This is a genomic window from Advenella sp. RU8 (assembly GCF_048381675.1).
Classification (GTDB): Bacteria; Pseudomonadota; Gammaproteobacteria; order Burkholderiales; family Burkholderiaceae_B; genus Advenella.
This window is the reverse complement of record NZ_JBLWIS010000003.1, coordinates 95,262-119,181: the sequence shown is the minus strand read 5'-3', so window position 1 is coordinate 119,181 and position 23,920 is coordinate 95,262. Positions and strand designations below refer to the sequence as shown.

The window sequence follows — 23,920 nt, the reverse complement described above, 5'->3', positions numbered from 1 at the left end:
ACTCTACTTTTGCTGTGCCATTTGGCTAATGAATTTATCAAACAGGACAATAATGTCATGAGGGCCGGGGCTGGCTTCAGGGTGCCCCTGGAAGCAGAAGGCAGGACGATCGGTAAGCTCGAAGCCCTGCAATGTGCCGTCGAACAGTGAAATATGGGTAACGCGTGTATTAGCTGGCAAGGTTTCTGCATCGACCGCAAAGCCGTGATTTTGGGCGGTAATATATACGTGACCAGTTTGCACGTCTTTGACCGGATGGTTGCCACCATGATGGCCGGTTTTCATTTTCAGGGTTTTGGCACCAATGGCTTGCGCCAAGATTTGATGTCCAAGACAAATGCCAAACAGCGGAATTTTTTTATCGAGGATGGTTTTGATTGCTTCAACGGCATATCCGCAAGCGCTTGGATCGCCGGGACCATTAGCCAGGAAAATGCCATCGGGCTCAAGAGCCAGGACATCGGCCACTGGTGTTGTTGCTGGCACGACTGTCAGACGGCAACCTTTATCTGCCAAAATACGCAGGATGTTTGATTTAACACCAAAATCATATGCAACCACGTGATAGGCGGATTGATCGGGCTGTGTATAGCCTTTGCCCAATTCCCAGATGCCTTCCGACCAGTTTTCAGATTGCTGGCGGCTAACCTGGCTGGCCAGATCTTGCCCTTGCATGCCTTTATAACTACGGGCCAGCTCAATGGCCTTTTCTACATCGTCTCCGACCAGGATACATGCGCCCTGCGCACCTTTTTCACGCAAAAGACGGGTAACTTTACGGGTATCAATTTCTGAAATAGCTACAATGCCATTCTCTTTGAGATAGGCTGGCAGTGACTGAGTGGCACGGAAATTTGAAATACGGCTTGGGCAATTGCGAATAACCAAACCGGCGGCATGCACCTTGGAAGACTCTACATCTTCATTATTAACACCGGTATTGCCAACGTGCGGGTAAGTGAGGCTGACAATTTGCTGGGAATAACTGGGATCGGTCAGGATTTCCTGGTAACCAGTCATTGAGGTGTTGAAAACCAGTTCGGCTACGGTATGACCGTTGGCACCAATGGAGATCCCTTTAAATACAGTTCCATCGGCCAAAGCCAGAATTGCGGTAGGGAATTCTGTATTTTCCCCGAAAATATGTGACGGCAGCGTCATAAAACCCCAAGTTCTAAAATCAATAAGTAAACCTTGTTATTATACCGTTTTATTGATTTTTAATTAGGAATTTTACGATTTTTATGCGAAAAAACCCTGGTTTTTACTACTTTTTTCAGGGTGCCTGCACTTCAAAAGCCAGTGCCTCACCCGAAGCATCCACATTAATTGTGAACTCAAGTTTTTGCTGGTAGAGGTCTTCACCGTACTCGAAGAAAGTGATGCGAATACCGTGAGGCACATTTTTCTTGCTGTAAAGGGTAGGATAAGTATAGCGACTGTTGGGCATGATATCCAGGTCACTTAGCGACTGGCTGAACATGATAGGCACCCAAACTTTGGCATTGGCGGCGTTTTCTATAATCCAGGCCGGGCTTTGGGGAGTACTGGATTTACACTGCACCATGACAAGCGCCTTGCCGGAAACCTTTATATTTACCGTATAAAAATCAAGTGAATCAAAGGTGGAGCTGCGGCACCACTCCAACTGCCCTGGCAAGGGCAAAACCAGCTCGCGCAGGGAAATCCGCGGATGAGACAACAATTCTGATTTTACCGGCATGCGATCGCTTTCCCGGTATACCGCTGTACGATCAAGGTTGGTTTTAGCCCACTCTATCATTCTTGGCAAACGCTCGGTCAGGCAGGCAACCGTCTGGCATAAGGCCAGGCCATTATTACGGGTCTTGATTAAACGACTAATGAGAACCGGACGATCGGTTTGCGCCTGAAGCGCCGCACTGATATAAAACCACTCGAATAGCATGCTTGCCACCTGGGTGTTTTCACACATATTGGCAGGCCATTGCTGTTGGGCTACCCGCAACAAATCAACACCACTTTGTCCAAAGCGGCTTTTTATGACCGATTCGGGGATACAGGGATTAAGGGCAATTTCCTGAAACGCAAACGGCAACCCGACGCCTGCCCTTGACAGGGTGCGATCGAATTGCGCGTATACCGATCCCATGGAAAAGAGCAGGCTAAAATATACAGATAATAGCCCACCCACCTTAAGTAGCATTCACTTACAACCTTATTAATAAAAATAAAATGTACACGACGAGATCATATCAATCTATACACAAATAGACACTATATATCTCTATTCCTGTAAAAATACATTATCCAAAACGTAAAAAAAATTACAAGGCTTCCACATATCCAAAACAATATGTTTTTAGAGGCAAAAGCCTACATTCAACCCATTACCCTGTCAAACCTGAAACATATATACGACATCATATTCATCAAACTTTAATCCTGACACAAATTCAGGCTATATTGTTGTGAGGAACCTAAAGAATAATTTCTCCTGCCCTTGCCATTATAATTTCTATTCTGGATACAAGTATATATGAGTAATCAATTAGATGAACTACGCAAATTCACTACTGTTGTTGCAGACACCGGAGACTTCCAGAGCATGCGTGAGCATCGCCCTACCGATGCCACAACCAACCCTTCACTTATCCTGAAGGCGATTCAAAAAGAAGTATACCGCCCCCTTCTTGAGCAAACCATCCAGGACCATCCCAACGCGAGCACATCCCAAACACTGGACCACCTGCTGGTAAAATTTGGCAAACAAATACTGGATATCGTTCCTGGCCGGGTTTCTACCGAAGTGGATGCCCGACTCTCATTTGATACCGATGCTACCATTCAGCGTGCCCGGCACCTTATTGGCCTTTACGAAAAAGAGGGCATTTCACGTGATCGCATTCTTATCAAGATTGCCTCTACCTGGGAAGGCATCAATGCAGCAAGGATTCTACAAAAGGAAGGCATCAAATGCAATATGACGCTGCTATTCTCAATGGCCCAGGCGATTGCCTGCGCAGATGCCCAAGTACAGTTGATTTCACCCTTTGTAGGCCGGATTTACGACTGGTACAAAAAAAATGCCGGCAACGAATGGGTAGAAGCAGATAACGCCGGTGTCAATGATCCGGGGGTCAAATCAGTTACCCGTATTTTCAATTATTTCAAGAAATACGATATCAAAACTGAAATCATGGGCGCAAGCTTTCGCAACAAGGGGCAAATTATTGCCCTTGCCGGCTGCGACCTGCTAACCATCAGCCCCGAATTACTGGCAAGCCTGGCTGAAAACACCGAAACGGTACAGCCTGTGCTAAACGCAGAAGAGTCAGGCAAGCTGGACATTGAACCCATCGTAGCCAATGAACCTTCATTTCGCTTCATGCTAAATGAAGATGCCATGGGCACCGAAAAACTGGCAGAAGGCATTCGTGCCTTCGTGGCCGATTCCATAAAGCTTGACCGCATTATTGAACAAGCCCGCGCCTAAGGCATTATTATTGAATTAAAGCGCGTCTTGATTTGCCCGGGCACAAATTCAGGAGCTTCGCCGCTCCATGAATGCCCAGGCAATGGTGCCGGCATCTACGTACTCAAGTTCGCTGCCGGTAGGGATGCCCCTGGCAATTCTTGATACTTTCAGTCCCCTGCCTTTAAGGATCTCAGCCAGGTAATGGGCGGTTGTTTCACCCTCGGCCGTAAAATTGGTAGCCAGAATTACCTCTTGTACCTTGCCATCGCCAACGCGCTCCAGCAATTTATCAAAACCCAGGTCATCAGGCCCGACCCCCTCAAGGGGTTTTAAACTGCCCATCAGGACAAAATACAAGCCCCGATAGCCATGACTGGCCTCTATCATATTCTGGTCTGCGGGAGTTTCCACTATGCAAAGCAAGCTCTCGTCCCGTTTGGGATTAAGACAGGTTTCACATATTTCATCTTGGGAAAAAGAGTGGCACCGTTTGCAATGCCCCAGATGATTGACTGCATGCAACAGGGCGAGCGATAGCTGCTGCGCCCCTTTACGATCATGTTGCAACAAATGATAAGCCATGCGCCGGGCACTTCTTACACCCACACCGGGTAATCTGCGCAAGGCATCTACCAGCGCAGATAACGGCTCCGGCTCGGGCAAATGATCACGCATCAGAATGGAAACTTCATTCCCGGTGGCAATGGCATGCCAGCCGTTACGGAAGACATTTTTTCCTGGGCCGTGTTTTCGGCCTTACGCAAGGCGTCATTAAAAGCGGCAGCCACCAAATCTTCCAGCATGTCTTTCTCATCTTCCAACAGGGAAGGATCAATAACCACACGTTTTACATCATTGCGGCAAGTCATGGTTACCTTGACCAGGCCACCACCAGAAGAACCCTCAACCGTAATGTCAGCCAGAGATTCCTGGGCTTTTTTCATGTTTTCTTGCATTTGCTGGGCTTGCTTCATCAAGCCTGCCAATTGATTTTTCATCATAATGGATGATTTCCTGATTCATTGATTAATAGGATTAGCCCGTATTTTAGTAGATTAATACGTAAAATTCATGGTGATCAGCAGGGTTTGATACTTTCAGGAATGACCTTGGCATCAAACTCTTCAATCAGGGCATTAATGAACTCGCTTTCATGCACTGCCCGCTCTGCCTTTTCCTGACGGGCAGCCTGCTCGGCACGAATCGACGCGTAAGCGGTTTCCTCGACATTTTCAGCATATTCGAAAGAGACTTTTACCACTTGCCTGAAATATTCGGTAAGCACTGTATTCAGTTTTGCTTTAGCACCCAACTCGTTAGTATTTTTAACCGGGATTCGCAAATGAATTTCATTATCTTCAACACCCAGCCATTCGCTTTGTTTGGCAAATTCAGCCGCTACGCCACTTAAGGGCAGTTTTTGCGACAAAACCGTCCAGTCATGCGGTGTCATTTGCTGCAGGCTATGCCCAGACAAAGAATCCTGATGGCTGGGCACCCATGAAACATCCTCTTCCACCACAGGGAAAGACGCTATTTCAGGGTCTGACAGATCCATGTCCAGACCAGAAGGTACTGCCTGTTCAAAACGCGCTTCATCATCGGGTTCGGAAGCAGCCAGCATTTCCCAATCAGCAGGAATATCTTCCCAGGCGGGAATAAAATCGTCAGTCGTTTTTTTTTCAGCCCCCCTCACATCATCATTGCCAACAACCGTAGTGTCGGCAACAGGTCCGGCAGAAACCGGTGATGCTTCTTTATTGGTTGTGCCCGAAGTTGCCGGCTCACCATCAGAAGAGGCAATTACTTCATCAACCTTAACCTCTGGCAGACTGGCGGCAGGACTGGAATCGGTGCATGTTGCTGACTCAATCCCTGCTGACGTTTGGGTTTGCGCACCTGAAGCCGGGGCAGAAATAGCGACGGCTGGTGAAGCAGGCACATTATTGTTGCCTTGCGGGGCAACGGGCGCTGAAGTTAGCGGTTTTGTAACCGGCGTATCTGGCAAAGCCGCCATGTCTACCGTACTGACCAAAGAAAGCATTCTTAAACCGGTCATGACGAAGCCGGCATACTCATCGGGCGCCAGGGACAGCTCGTTACGGCCATGCACGGCAATACTGTAAAACAACTGCAGAGTATCCGGGTGAAACGCCCTGGCCAATGACTGCATATCTTCATGCAAAGGATCATCAGCCATGAGGGTGCCCGGCAAACGCTGCTCTATCGCTATACGCGAGAGCAAGACCGACAAATCTGCCAGCGCACCTGAATAAGAAAAACCGCGCATCGACAACTCGTTGGCAGTATCCATAACACCCTGTGCCGAACCCTGCAGCAAGGCCTGCAGAAAACGAACCAAATATTTCTGGTCGATGGTGCCCAGCATTTCACGGACTGCGGCATCGGTAATGTTGGAGGAACTGTAAGCAATTGCCTGGTCAGTCAGTGACAGGGCATCACGCATGGAGCCTGACGCTGCCTGGGCAATAAGGCGCAAGCCGCCCAGATCGAAACGGACATCTTCCTGTACAAGCACATTCTGCAAGTGGCCCACAATTGCCTCTGGGGGCATTTGCTTCAGGTTAAATTGCAGGCAACGGGACAATACCGTGACGGGAATTTTTTGCGGATCAGTGGTTGCAAGAATGAACTTGACATGTGGCGGCGGCTCTTCAAGCGTTTTCAGCATGGCGTTAAACGCATGCCCTGTTAGCATGTGGACTTCGTCGATCATGTAAATCTTGAAACGTCCCGCACTAGGCGCGTAAACAGCCTGCTCAAGCAGCTGCGTCATTTCTTCAACACGGCGGTTGGAGGCAGCATCAAACTCGAGATAATCAACAAAGCGGCCTTCGTCTATTTCAACGCAGGCACGACACTGGCCGCAAGGCGTTGCGGTAATGCCGGTTTCACAATTAAGGGACTTTGCCAAAATACGCGACAGGGTGGTTTTACCAACCCCACGGGTGCCTGTAAACAGCCAGGCATGATGCAGTCGCTGGGTATTCAGGGCATTGCTTAATGCCCTTACCACGTGCTCTTGGCCGACAAGGGTTTCAAAAGATCGGGGACGCCACTTACGGGCAAGAACAAGGTAGCTCATGGAATGATTGTAGCCCAGAAATGCAAACGTCACCCTGAAGGTGACGGCTGTTTTACTGAATTTTTATAGATATGAGGGGTGAGCCTTACTTCGGCACTGAATCTAAACGGTTATGGCTGCTTCGTTCCCGACCTGACCAGTTTCGCCGCCGACCCATGCGAAGGGGCCCACCGCAAGCATTGTAACAGCTTTCCGGATTATTACAATATAAAAATGCAAATTACCCCAAGCTTGATGAAAGTTTAACGCCAGCGATAACCCACACCAACGCCCGCACCCACATCACCACCCGACGAGCCAATCACGGAACCATTGAGTAACCACTTGCCATTATCGGTTGCGGCAGATACGCCTACAGCATAACCGGACTCACCCGACCAGGTACCACCACCCACACCAACCACTTTTTCACCTGGCAAAACCGCCTGTGGCAAATTGGCTGCAGCAATAGCGGCAGCCGTGCCTTCATCGGCCTTGCGTTCGGTTTTACGTATTTTGCGATTCACCTCATTGTACATTTCCGTGGCTTGACCCAGGTTAACAGCGTCTGTGGGCCGGCTTCCGGCAGCCACACCAGAAACCACGCGGGGACCTTCCTGACCTGCCATGGAGATTTCCTTGCCAGTGGCCTGGCTTCCTACAGATACTATTCCGGTTTCATTGCTTTGGGTTACCGCTACAGGTGTAGAGTCAGGTACAGCCTCATAAACCGCTTGCATGGCAGCCATGATGGGACTGACCGCTTGGGCCATTACGGGAAAACTGTTAAAAACTGCCACAGCTGTCACGCCACACACTATCCAATTGCGCAACACCGTGCTTTTGTTTTTTTCTGACACTGTTGTTTTACATGCTGCATGAATAAGCGGATTCATTGGTTCTCCAAAACTTTAAACGTAATACACAAAATTAATAGGTAAGCATTATTCCCTTTTTTTAAAAAAATGTTTTATATAAATCCACAAACTAACAACTTATTACATGATTGTTATTAAACCACCTATGCCGGAAACCATTTATAACGCCAACCAACGATTGGCATCCAATGCATAGATCACGGCCCTGGCCGAACGTCCATCCAGCGCCGTCAGACGCTCACAATAAGCCTGCAACTGCTCGCGGTAAGTTTGACGCAAGCGATTATCAAACTCTTCTTCAGATTCATGTGCATGCTTTTGTGCCGTTTTATAATCAACCACCAGCCAGCCATCCGGCTCTGAAACCGCTACATCCACGATCAACACTTTGCCCCATGCGTCCACCAGCTCCCATTCCTGACGGGCACCAGGATGACGCAGCAGCCATTGCCCTTTGTCATTGGCCAGGAAATTCAGCAGTAAAGACTGCACCCGTGCAGCCGCCTCGCGTGCCTGTCCGGGACGCAATCCTTCCTGTAACAACTGGCGCACAATAATATTTTCCGATGCCTGTATCCGCGCCGGAGTCCAGCCATGCAGTTGATCCTGCCCCATCCGGGCCAGCCAGGCATGCACCACGGTACCGATATGCACCTCATAACGCTCTTCAAAATGCCAGGGGCCTGACTCTTGGAACGCCGCTCCTACAGATTGATGGCGTTCATCTGTTTGCGAATGCAGGGCCTGCATCAGGGCATCCGTAAATCGGATCAAAGGCGGACCCACCACTTCATACAGACTGTCCTCATGATCCTGCCCCATTCCGGCATTACCTGCCCCCAAAGTGGGCGGATACGGGGGCTTGACCGTAAAGAAAGTGTCCATTAAAGGCTGCAACCGGGAAAACAGGGTGCTGGATGGCACATTGACCACCGCCCCCTCCTTGACTGGCAACGTCGCAACCAAATGCAGCCGTTGGCATGCCCGTGTTGCGGCAACGTATAACAGACGGTCCAGCTCATAATTGGTGCGCTTTTTCTCCCGCTCGGCCAAATAGACAGAAATAGGATCTTTTTCCTGTGACGCCCGGGGCTTGATAGGTCCAAGCAACAAGTGCCCCTCGGACTGCTCAAACCTTAACAAGGGATCGGCGTTATTGCGAGGTATCCGGTGCAACCCGTACAAGATGACTTCCTGAAACTCCAGGCCCTTGGATTTATGCATCGTCATAATGGTCACGGCATTCGGTTCATGAGAAGAAGCGGCATAAAGGCGCTCAAGCTCACGATCAAGATCAGAGGGATTCAAACCACCGTAAGGCGCGATCTTATCCAGCAGGCGCAATACCGTCTGCACATCAGCGTATTCACTTTCATGGGCATAAAAAACAAACCCGCCCAAGGCACGCCAGACAGACTCCACATGAGCAGAAAAGGTAATCGCCTCTTGCTCAAAGGGGCGCTCCAGCAGGGCTCGGGCAACCGGCAAAACACGGGCCAGTTCAGCAGGAGACAAATTTCGCGCCCCTGCAATGGGCTGCCCAGAAGTGGAAGCGAGGCTGTCCAGAAGCTGCGCCAATAACTGAGGCACCGGTGTTTTCTGCTGCTCCCCAAACAAGGTATCCAGGCTGGCCAGGGTCAGGCCACACAAGGGCGAGCGCAACAAGGAAAGCCAAGCCACACGGTCAGCCGGGTGCGACAGGGCGCGAATCAGCTGCACCAGGTCTATGACTACCTGGCGGTCTTTCAGCGGCTGAAAATCCACGGCCCGCACAGGAATGCCTTCCATGGTCAGTCGGTGCATCAACTCATTAAGATGTGTTCGCGCCCGCACCAGGATGGCCACCGGATCTTTTTTGCCGGCATGGGTTTCAAGTGCCGACCTGACCAAGCCAATCACACGGTCTTGTGCCGCCGACTCTGCCATTGCCTGGGTAATGGCAATAGCAGACGGTTCCTCATCCGGGGCAGCGCCCTGTGGCAGGGCATCCTGGCTTAGCCATTGCGCGGGTATATCGCTGCCATAATAAAATGGATGCATCAACACCGCCGGCGTCATGCCAGCCTCATTAAAGGCCACCGATGGCGTATATTTGATGGCCCCCAGCGCCGGGTTGTCTTTGGGCGGAAATACCTTGGCAAAGGTTTGGTTCACCCAATCAACCACCCCCTCGCGTGAACGGAAATTTTCACTTAACTTTAGTACTTGCAACGGCAAGTCATTAATACTTTCCTCGGCCACTTTCAAAAACAGCCCCACTTCAGCCTTCCTGAAACGGTAAATCGACTGCATCGGATCGCCCACCAGAAACAAGGTGCGATCTTCATTGGCCAGCCAGCCTGAGGTCAGCTTGCTAATCAGGTCAATCTGTACCTGGCTGGTATCCTGGAATTCATCAATCAAAATATGCTTGATCACGGCATCCAGCGAAAGCAGCAGCTCGGCCGGGTCTTCGGCCGACCCCAAGGCCTGCCCTGCCCGCCAGGCAATTTCAATAAAGTCCACTTCCCCTTCACTGGCAAAAACCTGTTCAAGCTGATGTGCTGCCAATCGAAGGCATTCAAGCAGATTGCCAATAATCTGCATTTGCCGCGGCGTCATCAACACATCAGGCAACTTTGTTACATCATGCAAGGCCTGTGCCCATGCCTCCGAACTGAGGCGTTGTGACTCCAGCCAGGTTTGCATGTCATCCTTGTGGGCACTCTTGGGAGGAAAACCTTCATTTTTGGTCAGTCGACTGCGCAAGTCTCCCTTGGCGGTCAACAACAGGCGGGCCAGGGCCTTCCAACGGGCAATATCGGTAAAGTATGGCGACAAGGGCTCACCATCCCAATCCAGCAATGGATAGTCATCCTCGTGAGCGGAAGCCGGATCTGCCAAACTAGCAGCCGCTGCCCTGGCAATCGGGGCCAGGCTGGCCGCCCAACCTAGCGGCATAAGCGCGCTGACCCTGGCAATATCATCATCCATGGCCAGCGCCAGGGACTCCATCACTGCCTGCATGGCACCGGCAGGATCATTCACCACTTGCAGCCACTGATCCCTGAACCCCAACATATCTACCAGCAACTCTTCGGCAGGCTGCAAATCAACATCCAGATGTGCCACCAATGCCTGCACGCATTCCGTGCTGTCAATCAGGGCAAGAGTCTGGCGGGCAGCCTTGCCATACAAGGCACGGGCGTCTTCAGCCACTGCCGGCATGCCCCCCATGCCCGACAACCAAGGCATGGAGCGCACCAGTGAAGCACAAAAAGAATCGATGGTTTTTATGCTGAGGCGTGCAGGGTGCGCCAGCAGGTTCCAGCCCTTTTCCTGGTCACGCCGCAAGGCGGCCCGGGCCAGTTCCCAGCTTTTTTTCTGGTGCGCCGTTTCGGGCGCCTCTTCCTGCAAACCCAGGGCCAGTTTTTTCAAGACCCGGGCATGCATTTCAGAGGCGGCCTTGCGGGTAAAAGTAATGGCCAGAATTTCCTCGGGACGGTTAACCGTGGCCAGCAGGGCCAGAATCCGGTCTGTCAGCAACTCTGTCTTGCCCGAACCGGCCGGAGCCTGGATCAGGAACGATTGGCCGGGCTCAATCGCTTTGGCACGGGCCAGATAATCACTGGGTAACCGTTCTCCCGAAACACTAAGCGGGTGCACCTGAGCATGTAATGATTGGCCTGCTGTCATTGTTTCACTCATCTTCACTTTCCTGCGCCAGTCTTAAAAAAGGTTTTACATCACAATATTGCAAATCACTTTCCCGCCAGGCCCGGTTAAACGCCTTGCCGGCAGAGAAGTCATCAGCCAGTTGTTCCATTACGGTTTGCCAGCGTTGCAACAATGCTTCCCAAGACATGGCCGGCTCCCAGCTGCTGCGGTCATCCAGCCCATCAATGCCCAAATCTTCATTGGCAATCCCCTTGATCTCGATCTGGCGGGCATTCAAGCGGGCAAACAACAAGCCTGCCACCGGATTGCCCTTGCCAGAACCCATGACCGAGGCATAAAAAGGCAATTGCAAATTCACGGGGGTCTGACGTGACCAGTCTTGCCTGAATGAAGGGGTGCTGCCTGATTTATAATCGATAATTACCTGCTCGCCATCCGCCAAGGTATCAACCCGGTCCATGCGTAATGAAAGGTTTACTTGCGCACGCTGCCACTTCACATCCTGCTCCAATTGCTGCACGGCAAATGGCTCACGCTTGAGCTCGAGCAACAGAAAATCCATGACCATCCGGCGGGCGCGCTCTTTTTCCATTTGCACCACGGCAGCATAATCATGCTTGAGCTCCTGTTCGGCTGCCAGCTCCACGCATTCACTGACAAAAGCCTCAAGGGAACCGTCTTCATGTTTTTCAGCCAACCGCTCCCAGTCCTTTAGCATGCCCCACACCAGCTCCATGACTTTGTGCAGGAAAATGCCCCGCACCCGCTGGCTGACCGCCTGCGGATAATCTTCCAGCTCACGCGCCCCCAAACGGTAACGGGCAAAGGCCCACAAGGGATTACGTGCCTGTGTTTCCAGCACATCCATGCCACCGCTCACCGGGCGGTGGCCCGAGAGCGCAGGCGCCTGGTTATCGGTCAACTCCTCAACCTCTCGCTTGATTACCTGCATATTTGTGATATTGGCAAATAAACTTTCAGTTTCAAAAAATGAAATATCTTCCAATAATGAAGAAGCCCTGAGCTCTTTTTCACCGTCCATCAGGGGCCAACTTAGACTGACCTGCGGGGCACATTGCAGCAATGCCTGAAACATTTCATCGGCCCAGGATTTTTCACGCTCAGGGGTAGCACGGGGTGCGTTAACCCGGCGCAGCGCAGTAACCGGCAAAAAGGGGTTGGGACTTGGGCTGGCGGGCAACACCTCGTCGGTCAAGCCCAAGATCCAGACGGCATCCCAACGACCACCTTCGGCTTCAAGAAAGCCCAGGACATCAAGCCGGGCCTGTTTGTCCCTTTGTGGCTGAAAAGCCGATTGCCGGGCCAGCCGCTGCAACAAGGCGCTGGCACCCAAGCCATCAAGCAGCCCGCCTACCTCGTATAAGGCAGAAAAACGGACCAGCAGGTTTTCAAAAGCCTGGCACACCTGGAAATTGGCACTGCTTAATGTTCCCGGACCGGGAAACCCCAACCCAAACAGACACTCACGAATACGCTGCGCCCATTGATCGGTCGTGGTCCGACTGTATTTTTCCTGAAACGGCAGACACCAGCGCTGATAAATCTCTTTAAAATTGAAAGAAAGATCACTGCCAAGCTGGTCAAACAAAGACAAAACATCCGTCTCTGCAAGAGTGATCTCTTCTTTCTGGCGCAATTTGGCATCGTACTGTGCCATGGTGGCCAATGCTGGTGGTGTGGCTGAACAATGTCCGGCCAGCAGTGCCGCTCCCAGTACTTTTACCTCACATTGCTTGCGGCTGCCAAGCTGGGCCAACAGCCTGAGCCATGCAAACGCCGCCCGTACCGGTGCCCATTCTGTTAAAGGACGACCAACCGCCACGTTCCAGGCCAACCCATGACGCCCCAGGTTCTGTGCCAGCAAACGCCTGGCCAGCGGCGCTTTTTCTTCCAGATCCGGGGCCACAATGGCATAAGTGCCCCGCGGATTTTCCATCAGGGATTGCCGGGCCCACGCGATGGCCGTTTCCCATTCGGCAGCGCTATCCCCCAACGCTGTCTTGCGAACTTCGGTGGCGCTTGCCACCTGTTCTGCCAATACGGCCAGATCTGAACCATTACTCTGGCAGGCAAGCAACAAGCGTCCCAAGCGCGGGGAGCATTCTGTAAACCCAAGCAATACAATCTGCTGCGGCAAATTCAACGGCTCCCGGTTTTCCAGTGCCTGAAGCAGGTTTTCCTGCATCAGGCCGTCATCTTCGGCATCCATTTGCGACAAGCGATGCAGATAAGCGTGTTGCCATTGCCGGAATCGCTCATACTCTTGCGTAATTTCATCATCCTTGACCTGAATATGCCAGTCTGCACACAGATGATGGGCATCGGAAGCCATTTTTGCGGTTTGCTGCAAATCAAGTAAACGCCCCGCCCCCTCTTCCTTTTCTATCACCGACTCCCACACCAGCTGCTCGGCAAAGCGGTCTAGTGCAATGGCCGGCACGTGCCCCTGGGCACTGAACAAACGGGCATCATGCATGGCACGAACCCATCGGCCCAACGGCATGATCAAGGGCAACTCAAGAATGCTTGCCGAAGAACCCATGTGTTGAACCAGCAATTGCTTAAGGCGCAACGCCTGCCGGTTATTGACCGTCAACACCAGCTTGTAGCGGGCATCCCCTGCAACAAGCTCTTCAATGGACAAGTCTGGTAAAGAGGAAATCATAAATTCAGGTGAAGTGGCAGTCATAAATACCCATTCAAGGTAAACATCATCAGGCAGTACCAATGATACTTGATTAAACGTAACTTATCTTAACCTGCCAGGCAGCATTAGCGCGCTTTAAACACATCACTTGCCTTCTTATATGCAAAATTAACTTGATAATAATAATCATTATCATTATCATTCATATCTTTTAAAAAAGATGTAATAAAAGATGCAAAAAATTTCAAAAAAAAAATACTGGAAAAATTTCACGCTGCTGTCTGTTACCGGATGTGCCGTGGTAAATATTGCGATGGCTCAAAAAAACCACATCGTTGAGCTTGAGCAAATCCGCGCCATACCGGAAAGTCGCCCCGATGTACAAACATTAAGCAAAGAAGACATCCAGAAAAAACCTACCCGCAACGGCACCATTACAGACCTCCTGAGAAGCAATACGAATGTCGTGTTTTCTGATACGGCAGACAGTGCCTCAGGAGCAGGAGAGATTGCGCCAGACCGCGTTTCATTCCATGGAGAAAAGTTCTACAACAATAATTTCATGCTGGATGGCATGTCAAACAATGACATCATGAACCCGGGCGGCAATGCTTATGACATCACCAACAGTGTCAACGAGGCTAATCCGCAAACCTTGCGAATCGTACCAGGACACCCTGAAAGTTTTCATGTCAATGCCAACCTGCTTGAAGAGCTGAATGTTTATGACAGCAACGTTCCTGCCAAATACGGTGATTTCACCGGTGGTGTTGTAGAGGCAAAACTGAAAGACCCCGATACCCAAAAATCCTCCGGCAGCATCGGTTTTCGCACCACTCGTTCAGACTGGACCCACTTCATTCCCGACGAGGAGGATATTTACGGTGATGACGAGTCTGCTGATAACCCCAACCAGCCAAAGTTCACCAAGAAAATCTACGATGTGACGCTAAACCAGCCGCTTAGCGATCGTTCGGCCCTGATGTTTAGCTATAACCGCACCGAATCGGAAATTCCAGAAGTGCATCCGGGCCTGCAAGACATGCATTACAAGGAACAACGCCGCACCGAAACGTTAATGGTGAAATGGTTGAACCAGATTGACCTGAATAACAAAATCACCGCAAGCGTCATGTATTCTCCACATAGCGGATCTTACTGGTATAACAACGTAAAAGATGGCGAATATGAAATCAAAGGCGGTGGCTGGCGCGCCAGCCTGAACTGGGATAGCCTGCGCTCTTGGGGCAATATCAAAAGTACCCTTTCCTATTCAAAAAACACCAATACCATCGACTACAAAGGCGGCAATGATTTATGGTCATGGAATGTCAGCAACGACCAGGTTGCCGAACATTTCAATTGGTGCTCCCGTCCTATTGGCAAAGTCGACAGCATGAAAGACTGCTCCTGGGCTTATGAGGGTGGTATTGGCCACCTTGAAAACGAATCCAAGATCTGGACGCTAAAACAAGATTATGAACTGAACCCCCTGCGCCTTGGGAATACCGTTCATCACCTTGAATTCGGATGGCACGTTGATATTGGTGAAGCCAAAGCTAAACGCCCCAAAGACACCAACCTGTACACCGCCAATAAAATCAGCAATACCCCTGATTGCCTGTACTGCCTTCCAGGGATTCTCTATGCCACCAACCTGGCCTACTACCCGGCTCACAACTCCAAGGCCCGCAATAATAGTTACAGTATTTATGTACAGGACCGGATCAAAATGGGACGCCTTGAGCTGACGCCAGGCATACGGATCAAACACGACGACTTCCTGAAAGACACCACATTTGCCCCTCGCTTAGCTTTCAACTTTGACCTTTACGGTGACAATCAAACCAATGTCTTTGGTGGCGTCAACCGCTATTATGCGGGCAGCATGCTGTCTTACGCCCTGCGTTCCAATATGCCCAAAAACCTGATTTATACGGGCCGCAAGGAAACCCAGGAATGGAGCGACATAATCCCCAGAATCGCCTCCAACAGTGCCAACTGGAATACGCTTGAACTCAAAACGCCTTACAGTGATGAAATCAACCTTGGCTTGTCACATAACTGGAACAACTCGCGCTGGCTATTAAAATGGGTGCATCGCAAATCACGTGACCAGTTCACCATGCAATCCTATGAGGACGAAAATGGCTATGATGTCTATTACATGACCAATGACGGGTGTGGCAAATCCAATACCTTCTCGCTATCTGTCAGCAATCTGGCGCCTTACCAGTGGGGTGCCCTGCAATTGGGTTATACATTTGGCGCCCGATTCAGCAAATACAGCTCCAACTCTAACACCTACGAGGATGAAGCGCTAGATGCAGACGGCTTCAATGAGCGCTATCTGTACGACGGAAAAATGTACAACAACAGGGCCGATATCCCCCCCATGAATTTCAGCCAGCCATGGAATATGTTTCTGGAAATCAATACCGATGTCCCCGACTGGAACCTGAACTGGACACACCGCCTGAACTATACCGCAGGCTACACCAGTTACAAGCAAACTTATTTCAACCGGTGCCAAAGCTCAACACAAAGCGCCGCTTGCGGCGACTACAACGGACGTGTTTATGATTTTGTGGAGCGTGAATACAAAAAGGCCCTTACCCTTGACTGGCGCATCAACTGGAAAGTACCCGTTCGTAGCAACCAGCATATTAACCTTAGCCTGGATGTACTCAATGTGTTCAATACCAAAGTGGGCAGCCTGGCTGCCTACTCACAAAACGGCACTAACACCACCGCTTCAGGTTACAAAACAGGCCGTCAGTTCTGGCTAAGCGCCGCTTACCAATGGTAAGTGAATAACCAGCAAAGAATAGTTATAAAACTTCCAGCCATTCAACCAGTGCCGACATCTCGTCGGCACTGAGGTTAAGCACTTTGATATGCTCTGATTTCAAAGGAGCATATTCATCATTCGGATCACCACGATCGGTATTTCCCATTCCCTGATTATAAAGCCTGATTAGGCCATCCAGTTTTGGAAAAAGCCCATTATGCATCCATGGGCCTGCATTAGCGATATTGCGCAGGCTGGGCGTACGAAACTTGCCAAGGTCTTCCTTGTTTCTGGTAAATTCAAAACGTCCCAGATCCTGGTTGCGTCGGCCATAAAATGAAAGGCCAATATTATGAAACTGATAGTCGGTTAATAAAGCACCGTTATGGCAATTCATGCATCGCGCCTTGGTCCTGAATAAATGCAAGCCAAGCAATTGCCGGTCTGACAGCTGTGATGTATCACCGGCAAACGCCTTATCTGCCAAAGTTTTTGGCGGTCTAATCGTACGAATGAAACTTGCCAGTGCCTCAGCCACCTCTGTTTCCGTTATATTGGCATGATTGAAGGCAGCCAAGGTCAATACCTGATAGGCAGGGTCACCAGCCACGAATTGCGCTGCCTTTTCCATTTTGTGATTCATTTCAACCGGATTTTCAACCGGGTCCCTGATAAGCGCTTCCAAAGAACTTGCCCTGCCATCCCAAAACAGCAAAGACGCAAAAGGTGCGGCATACAGTGTTTGAGAACGCCGCTTGCCCATCATTTTATCCTCACCTACCGCCAAGGCGCGTCCGTCAGAAAAAGCATGCTTTGACGAATGACAGCTAACACAAGCGGTTTCCCCTTTGCTGGAGAGCCGTTTGTCATGAAACAGCACTGAACCCAATTCAATCAGGCTTTGCTGTTCGGGGGTTTGCGGTGGAACCGGCTCAGGCACTACCTGCATTTCATGCCAGACAATGCCGTCATCAATATGCGGCTTGGGCCATTGGCCAGGCGTACCTTGGTAAAACTGCCGCAAACATGCTGCATCCCACACGCCAGCCCCCGATGCGGCTACCTGTGCCCCCTCACCCGTAGTGGTGTTACTGTTAATACTGCCCTGGACAGTACTACCGACCAAGTCATTCAAAGGTTTTTCAGTAACCGCCGGTGATGATTGAAAACAATTGATGGCAGTATCGGCAGCCACTAAAGACCCAGCCTTGGCAGATCCACCCCAAACTGCTGTTAACGCAAAAAAAACCACTGTCAGGGTGACACTGGGCAAATCGGATTTATTCATACTTGAAACAAAGTTGCGATGATTGAAATTTTCTAGAACACATTATTATAAATGCAAATAATTATCATTTCTAATAATGTTAGAAAATTTAATCAACAATCAGTCCCCAAAACTTTAGTCAGCACTTTTTAGTGCATGAAGCATATTCTCCAAATGCTGATTCATCAAACCAGTGGTAATGTCACCCAGGCCTCACCTGTCAGCTTGGACTGTCCCTGCTGATTACAAACACTTAGATCAATAATAAACTGCCGGCCATTTTCCGTGTCCGCTACCTGCCTTATTTTTCCGCTACATACCGGCTGCTCTGCCAATTGCACAATACTCACAAAACGCACCTTGATATTTTCCAGATACGACTGTTGCACAATACTGACAAGACATCGTTGCATGAAAGCAAACATAAACATGCCACGCACAAAAACATCATCAAACCCGGCTGCTTGCACATAATCACTATCAATATGCAAGGGATTATGATCGCCGGAAGCACCGGCAAAAAGGGCCAATGCAGCACGACTGAAAGGCTCCCCATGCCATACAGGTAAACTGTCTTCCTGTCTTGTTTTTTTACCCGCGTATGACGGTCAAGAAAATACAGGGTGCCATTTTTTTTAGTATAGATGTCTACCACCCGGGAAGCAAAAGTAAGCACATCACCGGCAAAACACTGCGCATGACAAGTAAACACTTGCGAAGCATGCAAGGTTTTGCCGGCATACAAACCTACCTCGTCAAACCAGGCATATGGATTTTCCTTTTGCATTTCCAGGCCAAACAACAATCCAACAGCTATTACCACCGATGGATAACCCTGCACCTTGGCATAAGCCTCATCAAAGAATAAGCGGTCAGTCTGGCCGGTTACTTTCGCGTAAAAAAGCACCTGAAACAGGGAAACCGGTACCTGGTGAGTACCCAAATCTTTACCGATCAACCCCGACTCAGACATATTGACTCCTTGCATTCAACCCTGTGTAACCAGTTCGCATTTGGATTCCGACAATGGAAGGTTGGCATCTTCAGCAGAAATAACGCCTTTGATATGGTAGTAATCCCATGGTCTTGTTGAATCGGCCTTTTTTTCACTTCCAACAAAAGCATATCATGGGCAAACTTGCCGTCTTTCCTTTTTCATTAACGCCTCATATTTTATGTAAATATATTTACTTATATAAATGAATTATGACGCCTTTTCAAAATTAATAAAGTAATTATTTATTAAGACTTTCCCTTCCTTGAGGGATAACACAAAAAAATATGTATTACAAAACAATAATCACAAGATGAGCCACAAGCTTGAACTACAGAATTAAAAATTGCCTGCCGTGTAGTTCGCGGACTTCTACGCTAAAAACAAAAACGCCCGCTATAAGCCGCGGGCGTGAAAATATACAGGCTGAAGGATTAAAGGACATAGAACAATATTTATATGCCCTTTCGTTAACTTACCTTTATGACGATGAGGATAACAGCGCCTGCGCCTGCTTTCTTAATTCATATTTCTGGATTTTTCCGGTGGCTGTTTTTTGCAGTTCACCAAATATGATTTTTTTAGGCACTTTGAAACGGGCCAGGTTCTCACGACAATACTCAAGCAATTCGTCTTCCTGAATTTGTGCACCCTCTTTCAGCTCGACAAAGGCAACCGGGATTTCTCCCCATTTTTCATCGCTTAGTGCCACAACTGCGCAATTGGCCACGCCAGGATATTTATACAGCACGTCTTCAACTTCAATACTGGAAATATTTTCTCCACCTGAAATAATAATATCTTTGCTGCGATCCTTGATTTGGACATAACCATCTTCATGCATCACACCCAGATCACCCGTATGGAACCAGCCGCCCTCAAAGGCTTCCTGGGTTGCATGCGGGTTTTTAAGGTAACCCTTCATGACAATATTGCCCCGGAACATGAGCTCGCCCATTTCAGTACCATTGGCCTTGACACTTTCCATGGTGGACGGGTCGCGTACGCTTAAGCCGGCCTGCAGGTGATAACGCACACCCTGACGAGATTTTAGCTTGGCGCGTTCTTCGATGCTTAAATCTTGCCAGCTATCGTGTTCGGCACAAACCGATGCCGGACCGTAAACCTCGGTAAGCCCATAAACATGAGTAATATCAAAACCCATTTTTTCCATGCTGGCCAGCACGGCTTCCGGAGGTGCAGCACCTGCTATCAGACCCTTGACGGTATGCTCAATACCTTTTTTAAGCTCATCTGGGGCATTGGCCAAAGCCGAATGCACCACGGGTGCTGCACAATAATGCGTGACTTTCTCATTGCGGATTAAATCCAGGCATACCTTTGCATCAAACTTGCGCAGGCATACATTCACCCCGGCACGGGCAGCGACTGTCCAGGCAAAGCACCAGCCATTACAGTGAAACAAGGGCAATGTCCACATATACACCGGATGCTTGGCCATATCCCATTCTAAAATGTTTGACAGGGCATTAATGGCCGCCCCACGGTGATGGTACACCACCCCTTTGGGATTGCCGGTGGTACCGGACGTATAGTTTAAAGCGATGGCATCCCATTCATCAGCGGGCATTTGCCAATTATCAAGGTCTTTGGCCGAAGCAAGCAAAGACTCATAATCCAGTTCGGCAAAGGGTTGGATATTTTGTGGGCCCAAGGCATCATTAACCTGAACAATCACAAGATGGGGCAATTTACGACGGATTTGAGGAATATGGGCCTCAAACTCGCTATCTACCAGCAATACCATTGCCTCACCATGCTCAAGGCAGAAAATCAGGCTATCTGTGTCTAGGCGGACATTAAGCGAACACAGTACGCCACCCGACATGGGCACGCCAAAATGAGCCTCTACCATGGCAGGCGTGTTATGCAGCAAAACCGCAACGGTGGAATTGCGCTCTACCCCCAACTGACGAAGCGCAACCGCAAGCTGCGTGCAGCGACGGTTGGTTTCTGCCCAGTTTTGCCGGATTGGCCCATGGACAATTGCCAGCCGATCACCATACACACTGGCAGCGCGTTGCAGGTAATCAATAGGGGTAAGAGGTGCATAATTGGCCGCATTACGCTGAAGGCCCGTATCAAAATCAGCCATTGTGTCTCCTGTTGGCTATTCGTTAATTTATACAAGATGTTACCAGAAAGGTTAACAAATAAACCTCGAATAGATCAATATATTGACGATTATTTTTATCTATTTGAATATTCAAAAGCCTTGAGAGCTGCTATTGCCCTGACTTTCTTCATTGCCTGACCTACAAAATATCGTACGCGCTTATAAACCTTCCACAATTGTCTTAAAGTTGTCTAAAATGCCAGCTTCGTTTCTTTAACTCAGGCACTACTACTTCATGAACACGGCACAAATCCAACTTCTGCGAGACGCAGCCAGGCAGGCTGATACTGGCAAGCACTGGATTGCCACGGCCAAATTCCTGGACATTGCCAATCCCAAGATCATTGCCGATTTATGCGATGAAGTGCTTACCTTGCGGGCCGGGTACAACAAAACCCCCAGCATCATGCCCTCTAAAAATGCACTGGAAGAGGTTTTCCAGATGGAATGCCCGAATCCTTCCTGTGATAAGACCAAAGACGGCTATGCCATTCGTTATGCCGGGCAAACCTACGACCCCAGCAAGACTGAAGCGGCCCCGGGTGTTGCCTGGACCGCACAGGAAATTGCCATTCATAAAGCCCGGCAAGACGGCAGCATCACAGAACTGATTAGCCGCTTGGAAAACATGGCGCACATCCCCACCTGGTACCTGACGGTTGAGGCCGGAAGAAGAAAGGGTTATGAAGGCACTTTGATTTTTAAGTACACGCGGGAAGCTCCGAACCGGGCACAGCAGCTGACGTTTTTGGATTGAGTGCTTCTTAGTGATTGCTCGCGCCAACGCTCTGAAGGGTCACCCCAAATGTTGAATGGGTGTCCAATTTTTGGGGGTCAGTTCAAATGTAAACAATCAAAAAGTTCTATAAGATTATTCACCAAGTCTTTTTCATATGAAGCAAACTCACTAGCAATACAAATAGAACGCTCTTGAGGTGTTTAAGTGCTGGCCTCGTGCGTTGAGCATTGCTCGTTTCCACGCTCCCGCTTGGAAATGCATATCGTAGACCGTACGAAAGGCACCAAGCGGAGATTCCGGCCACAGCACATATCTCAATCAGTTAAAATCGCCCACCAGTGTAAATGTTTCCCACGTAAGTTCCGGCCACAGCACATATCTCAATCAGTTAAAATCAGAGTCAAAGATTTATAAATGGTCTTGCTGTTCCGGCCACAGCACATATCTCAATCAGTTAAAATCCCGGTGGGCGCGTCAAGTCGCGTTAGGAGGTTCCGGCCACAGCACATATCTCAATCAGTTAAAATGCAATGCGGTGATTGATTAACTCAACATGCGTTCCGGCCACAGCACATATCTCAATCAGTTAAAATTTGTACGAGTTGAACGACCACGGCCCAGCAGTTCCGGCCACAGCACATATCTCAATCAGTTAAAATACGCACCCGACTTGGCGGTGATCTGGCTGGGTTCCGGCCACAGCACATATCTCAATCAGTTAAAATGAGGCCGCACTGCTGGATACGATCGGCACTGTTCCGGCCACAGCACATATCTCAATCAGTTAAAATCTCCTTGCCAAGCGTTCTCGGTCGCTGGCAGTTCCGGCCACAGCACATATCTCAATCAGTTAAAATCTGATGCAATACTTCAAAATGCCCAATTAGTTCCGGCCACAGCACATATCTCAATCAGTTAAAATTGGGCACAATGGAAATGCAGTGGCGGCATAGTTCCGGCCACAGCACATATCTCAATCAGTTAAAATGCTATTGAAGATGGCATTTTGATTGATGTAGTTCCGGCCACAGCACATATCTCAATCAGTTAAAATTATAACGAATGAAATGAGGATGTATAACAAGTTCCGGCCACAGCACATATCTCAATCAGTTAAAATTTGATCTGAGCGGTACACGAACACAAGGGGTTCCGGCCACAGCACATATCTCAATCAGTTAAAATTCAAGATTGATCTCTGAATCGTCCAAAATCGTTCCGGCCACAGCACATATCTCAATCAGTTAAAATTGCATGCTCCAATATGATGATGCGCGGGGAGTTCCGGCCACAGCACATATCTCAATCAGTTAAAATCCGGACTCAATGATTACCGGCCTGGTATCGGTTCCGGCCACAGCACATATCTCAATCAGTTAAAATACGAGTGATCTTTGGTGATACCTTGGCAACGTTCCGGCCACAGCACATATCTCAATCAGTTAAAATAGGCGGTGACGAGTTGGTGGTTGGTGCTGGGTTCCGGCCACAGCACATATCTCAATCAGTTAAAATCTGCAAAGCTTTTTTTATATCATCAAGAGAGTTCCGGCCACAGCACATATCTCAATCAGTTAAAATTATCAGCTTCATTGCCTGTTGTAACGCATAGTTCCGGCCACAGCACATATCTCAATCAGTTAAAATCCTTGGCGCTTTGTACTGCTCCTACTCGCGGTTCCGGCCACAGCACATATCTCAATCAATTAAAATTGCTTCAGTAGTCACAAGCTTTAATGTGCCGTTCCGGTCACAGCACATATCTCAATCAGTTAAAATTATCGGGTCTTTAAGGGAAATGGCCTCTGAAGTTCCGGCCACAGCACATATCTCAATCAGTTAAAATAAAACCATTTGTTCGGGTACGTGACACGCCGTTCCGGCCACAGCACATATCTCAATCAGTTAAAATCAGGCTCCGCAAACACAATCTTCTGGGGCAGTTCCGGCCACAGCACATATCTCAATCAGTTAAAATGACAAGGATGATATGGAAATTGTCACAGTTGTTCCGGCCACAGCACATATCTCAATCAGTTAAAATTTTGGTGGGCATGCTGACAATGAATAGCACGTTCCGGCCACAGCACATATCTCAATCAGTTAAAATGCGGCGAGTGCAGGGCGGAGCAACGTGGCGGGTTCCGGCCACAGCACATATCTCAATCAGTTAAAATGAAAAACGCTGAGCTGGTAGCGAAGTTTGAGTTCCGGCCACAGCACATATCTCAATCAGTTAAAATAGCC

General features: G+C 49.3%; 14 protein-coding genes, 1 other RNA gene, 2 pseudogenes and 1 CRISPR repeat array (1 of these 18 running past the window's edge). Of the genes and pseudogenes, 3 read left to right on the top strand and 14 right to left on the bottom strand.

The window, feature by feature from the left end; genetic code table 11:
• Nucleotides 1-3: 3 nt before the first annotated feature.
• Both carA and ACM5Q9_RS05540 read right to left on the bottom strand, forming a co-directional pair.
• A complete protein-coding gene (gene carA, locus ACM5Q9_RS05545; RefSeq protein ID WP_418143743.1) occupies nucleotides 4-1,161 on the bottom strand; it encodes a glutamine-hydrolyzing carbamoyl-phosphate synthase small subunit in 1,158 nt (385 codons plus the stop codon).
• A gap of 115 nt (nucleotides 1,162-1,276) precedes the next feature.
• Nucleotides 1,277-2,131: a hypothetical protein gene (locus ACM5Q9_RS05540; protein WP_418143742.1), complete on the bottom strand. Its 855-nt coding sequence runs from the start codon at nucleotides 2,129-2,131 to the stop codon at nucleotides 1,277-1,279.
• A gap of 387 nt (nucleotides 2,132-2,518) precedes the next feature.
• On the opposite strand from ACM5Q9_RS05540, the gene tal reads away from it, so the two are divergent.
• Nucleotides 2,519-3,475, top strand: a complete 957-nt coding sequence (tal, locus tag ACM5Q9_RS05535) for a transaldolase (protein ID WP_418143741.1) — start codon at nucleotides 2,519-2,521, stop codon at nucleotides 3,473-3,475.
• A gap of 48 nt (nucleotides 3,476-3,523) precedes the next feature.
• On the opposite strand, the gene recR is transcribed toward tal, so the two are convergent.
• From recR to ACM5Q9_RS05500, 7 genes are all read right to left on the bottom strand, one after another.
• Entirely contained in the window at nucleotides 3,524-4,132 is a 609-nt protein-coding gene (gene recR / locus ACM5Q9_RS05530; protein ID WP_418143740.1) for a recombination mediator RecR, read from the bottom strand.
• Entirely contained in the window at nucleotides 4,132-4,458 is a 327-nt protein-coding gene (locus tag ACM5Q9_RS05525) for a YbaB/EbfC family nucleoid-associated protein (RefSeq protein WP_418143739.1), read from the bottom strand. Before ACM5Q9_RS05525 ends, recR begins: the two co-directional genes overlap by 1 nt.
• A 77-nt stretch (nucleotides 4,459-4,535) precedes the next feature.
• A complete protein-coding gene (gene dnaX / locus ACM5Q9_RS05520; protein ID WP_418143738.1) occupies nucleotides 4,536-6,563 on the bottom strand; it encodes a DNA polymerase III subunit gamma/tau in 2,028 nt (675 codons plus the stop codon).
• A 74-nt stretch (nucleotides 6,564-6,637) separates the two neighbouring features.
• Nucleotides 6,638-6,735: signal recognition particle sRNA small type (gene ffs / locus ACM5Q9_RS05515), an RNA gene on the bottom strand.
• A gap of 70 nt (nucleotides 6,736-6,805) precedes the next feature.
• Complete coding sequence (locus tag ACM5Q9_RS05510) at nucleotides 6,806-7,438, bottom strand: YadA-like family protein (RefSeq protein ID WP_418143737.1); 633 nt, start codon at nucleotides 7,436-7,438, stop codon at nucleotides 6,806-6,808.
• 141 nt (nucleotides 7,439-7,579) lie between these two features.
• Complete coding sequence (locus ACM5Q9_RS05505) at nucleotides 7,580-11,107, bottom strand: UvrD-helicase domain-containing protein (RefSeq protein ID WP_418143736.1); 3,528 nt, start codon at nucleotides 11,105-11,107, stop codon at nucleotides 7,580-7,582.
• On the bottom strand, nucleotides 11,100-13,787 hold the full coding sequence (locus tag ACM5Q9_RS05500) for a PD-(D/E)XK nuclease family protein (RefSeq protein ID WP_418143735.1): 2,688 nt from the start codon (nucleotides 13,785-13,787) through the stop codon (nucleotides 11,100-11,102). Before ACM5Q9_RS05500 ends, ACM5Q9_RS05505 begins: the two co-directional genes overlap by 8 nt.
• Before the next feature lie 190 nt (nucleotides 13,788-13,977).
• On the opposite strand from ACM5Q9_RS05500, the gene ACM5Q9_RS05495 reads away from it, so the two are divergent.
• The gene (locus ACM5Q9_RS05495) at nucleotides 13,978-16,554 is read left to right on the top strand and encodes a TonB-dependent receptor plug domain-containing protein (protein ID WP_418143734.1); all 2,577 of its coding nucleotides are present in this window, start codon (nucleotides 13,978-13,980) and stop codon (nucleotides 16,552-16,554) included.
• A 22-nt stretch (nucleotides 16,555-16,576) separates the two neighbouring features.
• Here ACM5Q9_RS05495 and ACM5Q9_RS05490 read toward each other — a convergent pair whose 3' ends face one another.
• The 5 genes and pseudogenes from ACM5Q9_RS05490 to ACM5Q9_RS05470 form a co-directional block, all read right to left on the bottom strand.
• Nucleotides 16,577-17,824: a cytochrome-c peroxidase gene (locus ACM5Q9_RS05490; protein ID WP_418143733.1), complete on the bottom strand. Its 1,248-nt coding sequence runs from the start codon at nucleotides 17,822-17,824 to the stop codon at nucleotides 16,577-16,579.
• Between the two features lie 164 nt (nucleotides 17,825-17,988).
• On the bottom strand, nucleotides 17,989-18,153 hold the full coding sequence (locus ACM5Q9_RS05485) for a hypothetical protein (RefSeq protein WP_418143732.1): 165 nt from the start codon (nucleotides 18,151-18,153) through the stop codon (nucleotides 17,989-17,991).
• Between the two features lie 42 nt (nucleotides 18,154-18,195).
• Nucleotides 18,196-18,339, bottom strand: a pseudogene (locus tag ACM5Q9_RS05480) (MaoC/PaaZ C-terminal domain-containing protein); the annotation flags it as partial.
• Between the two features lie 44 nt (nucleotides 18,340-18,383).
• A pseudogene (locus tag ACM5Q9_RS05475) lies at nucleotides 18,384-18,776 on the bottom strand (FAS1-like dehydratase domain-containing protein); the annotation flags it as partial.
• A 502-nt stretch (nucleotides 18,777-19,278) separates the two neighbouring features.
• Nucleotides 19,279-20,913, bottom strand: coding sequence for an acyl-CoA synthetase (locus ACM5Q9_RS05470; protein ID WP_418143731.1), 1,635 nt, complete (start codon nucleotides 20,911-20,913; stop codon nucleotides 19,279-19,281).
• 256 nt (nucleotides 20,914-21,169) lie between these two features.
• Here ACM5Q9_RS05470 and ACM5Q9_RS05465 point away from each other — a divergent pair, with 256 nt between their 5' ends.
• Entirely contained in the window at nucleotides 21,170-21,691 is a 522-nt protein-coding gene (locus tag ACM5Q9_RS05465) for a hypothetical protein (protein ID WP_418143730.1), read from the top strand.
• A 275-nt stretch (nucleotides 21,692-21,966) separates the two neighbouring features.
• Nucleotides 21,967-23,920: direct repeats of the CRISPR family, unit length 36 nt; unit sequence GTTCCGGCCACAGCACATATCTCAATCAGTTAAAAT; it runs 1,184 nt beyond the window's last position.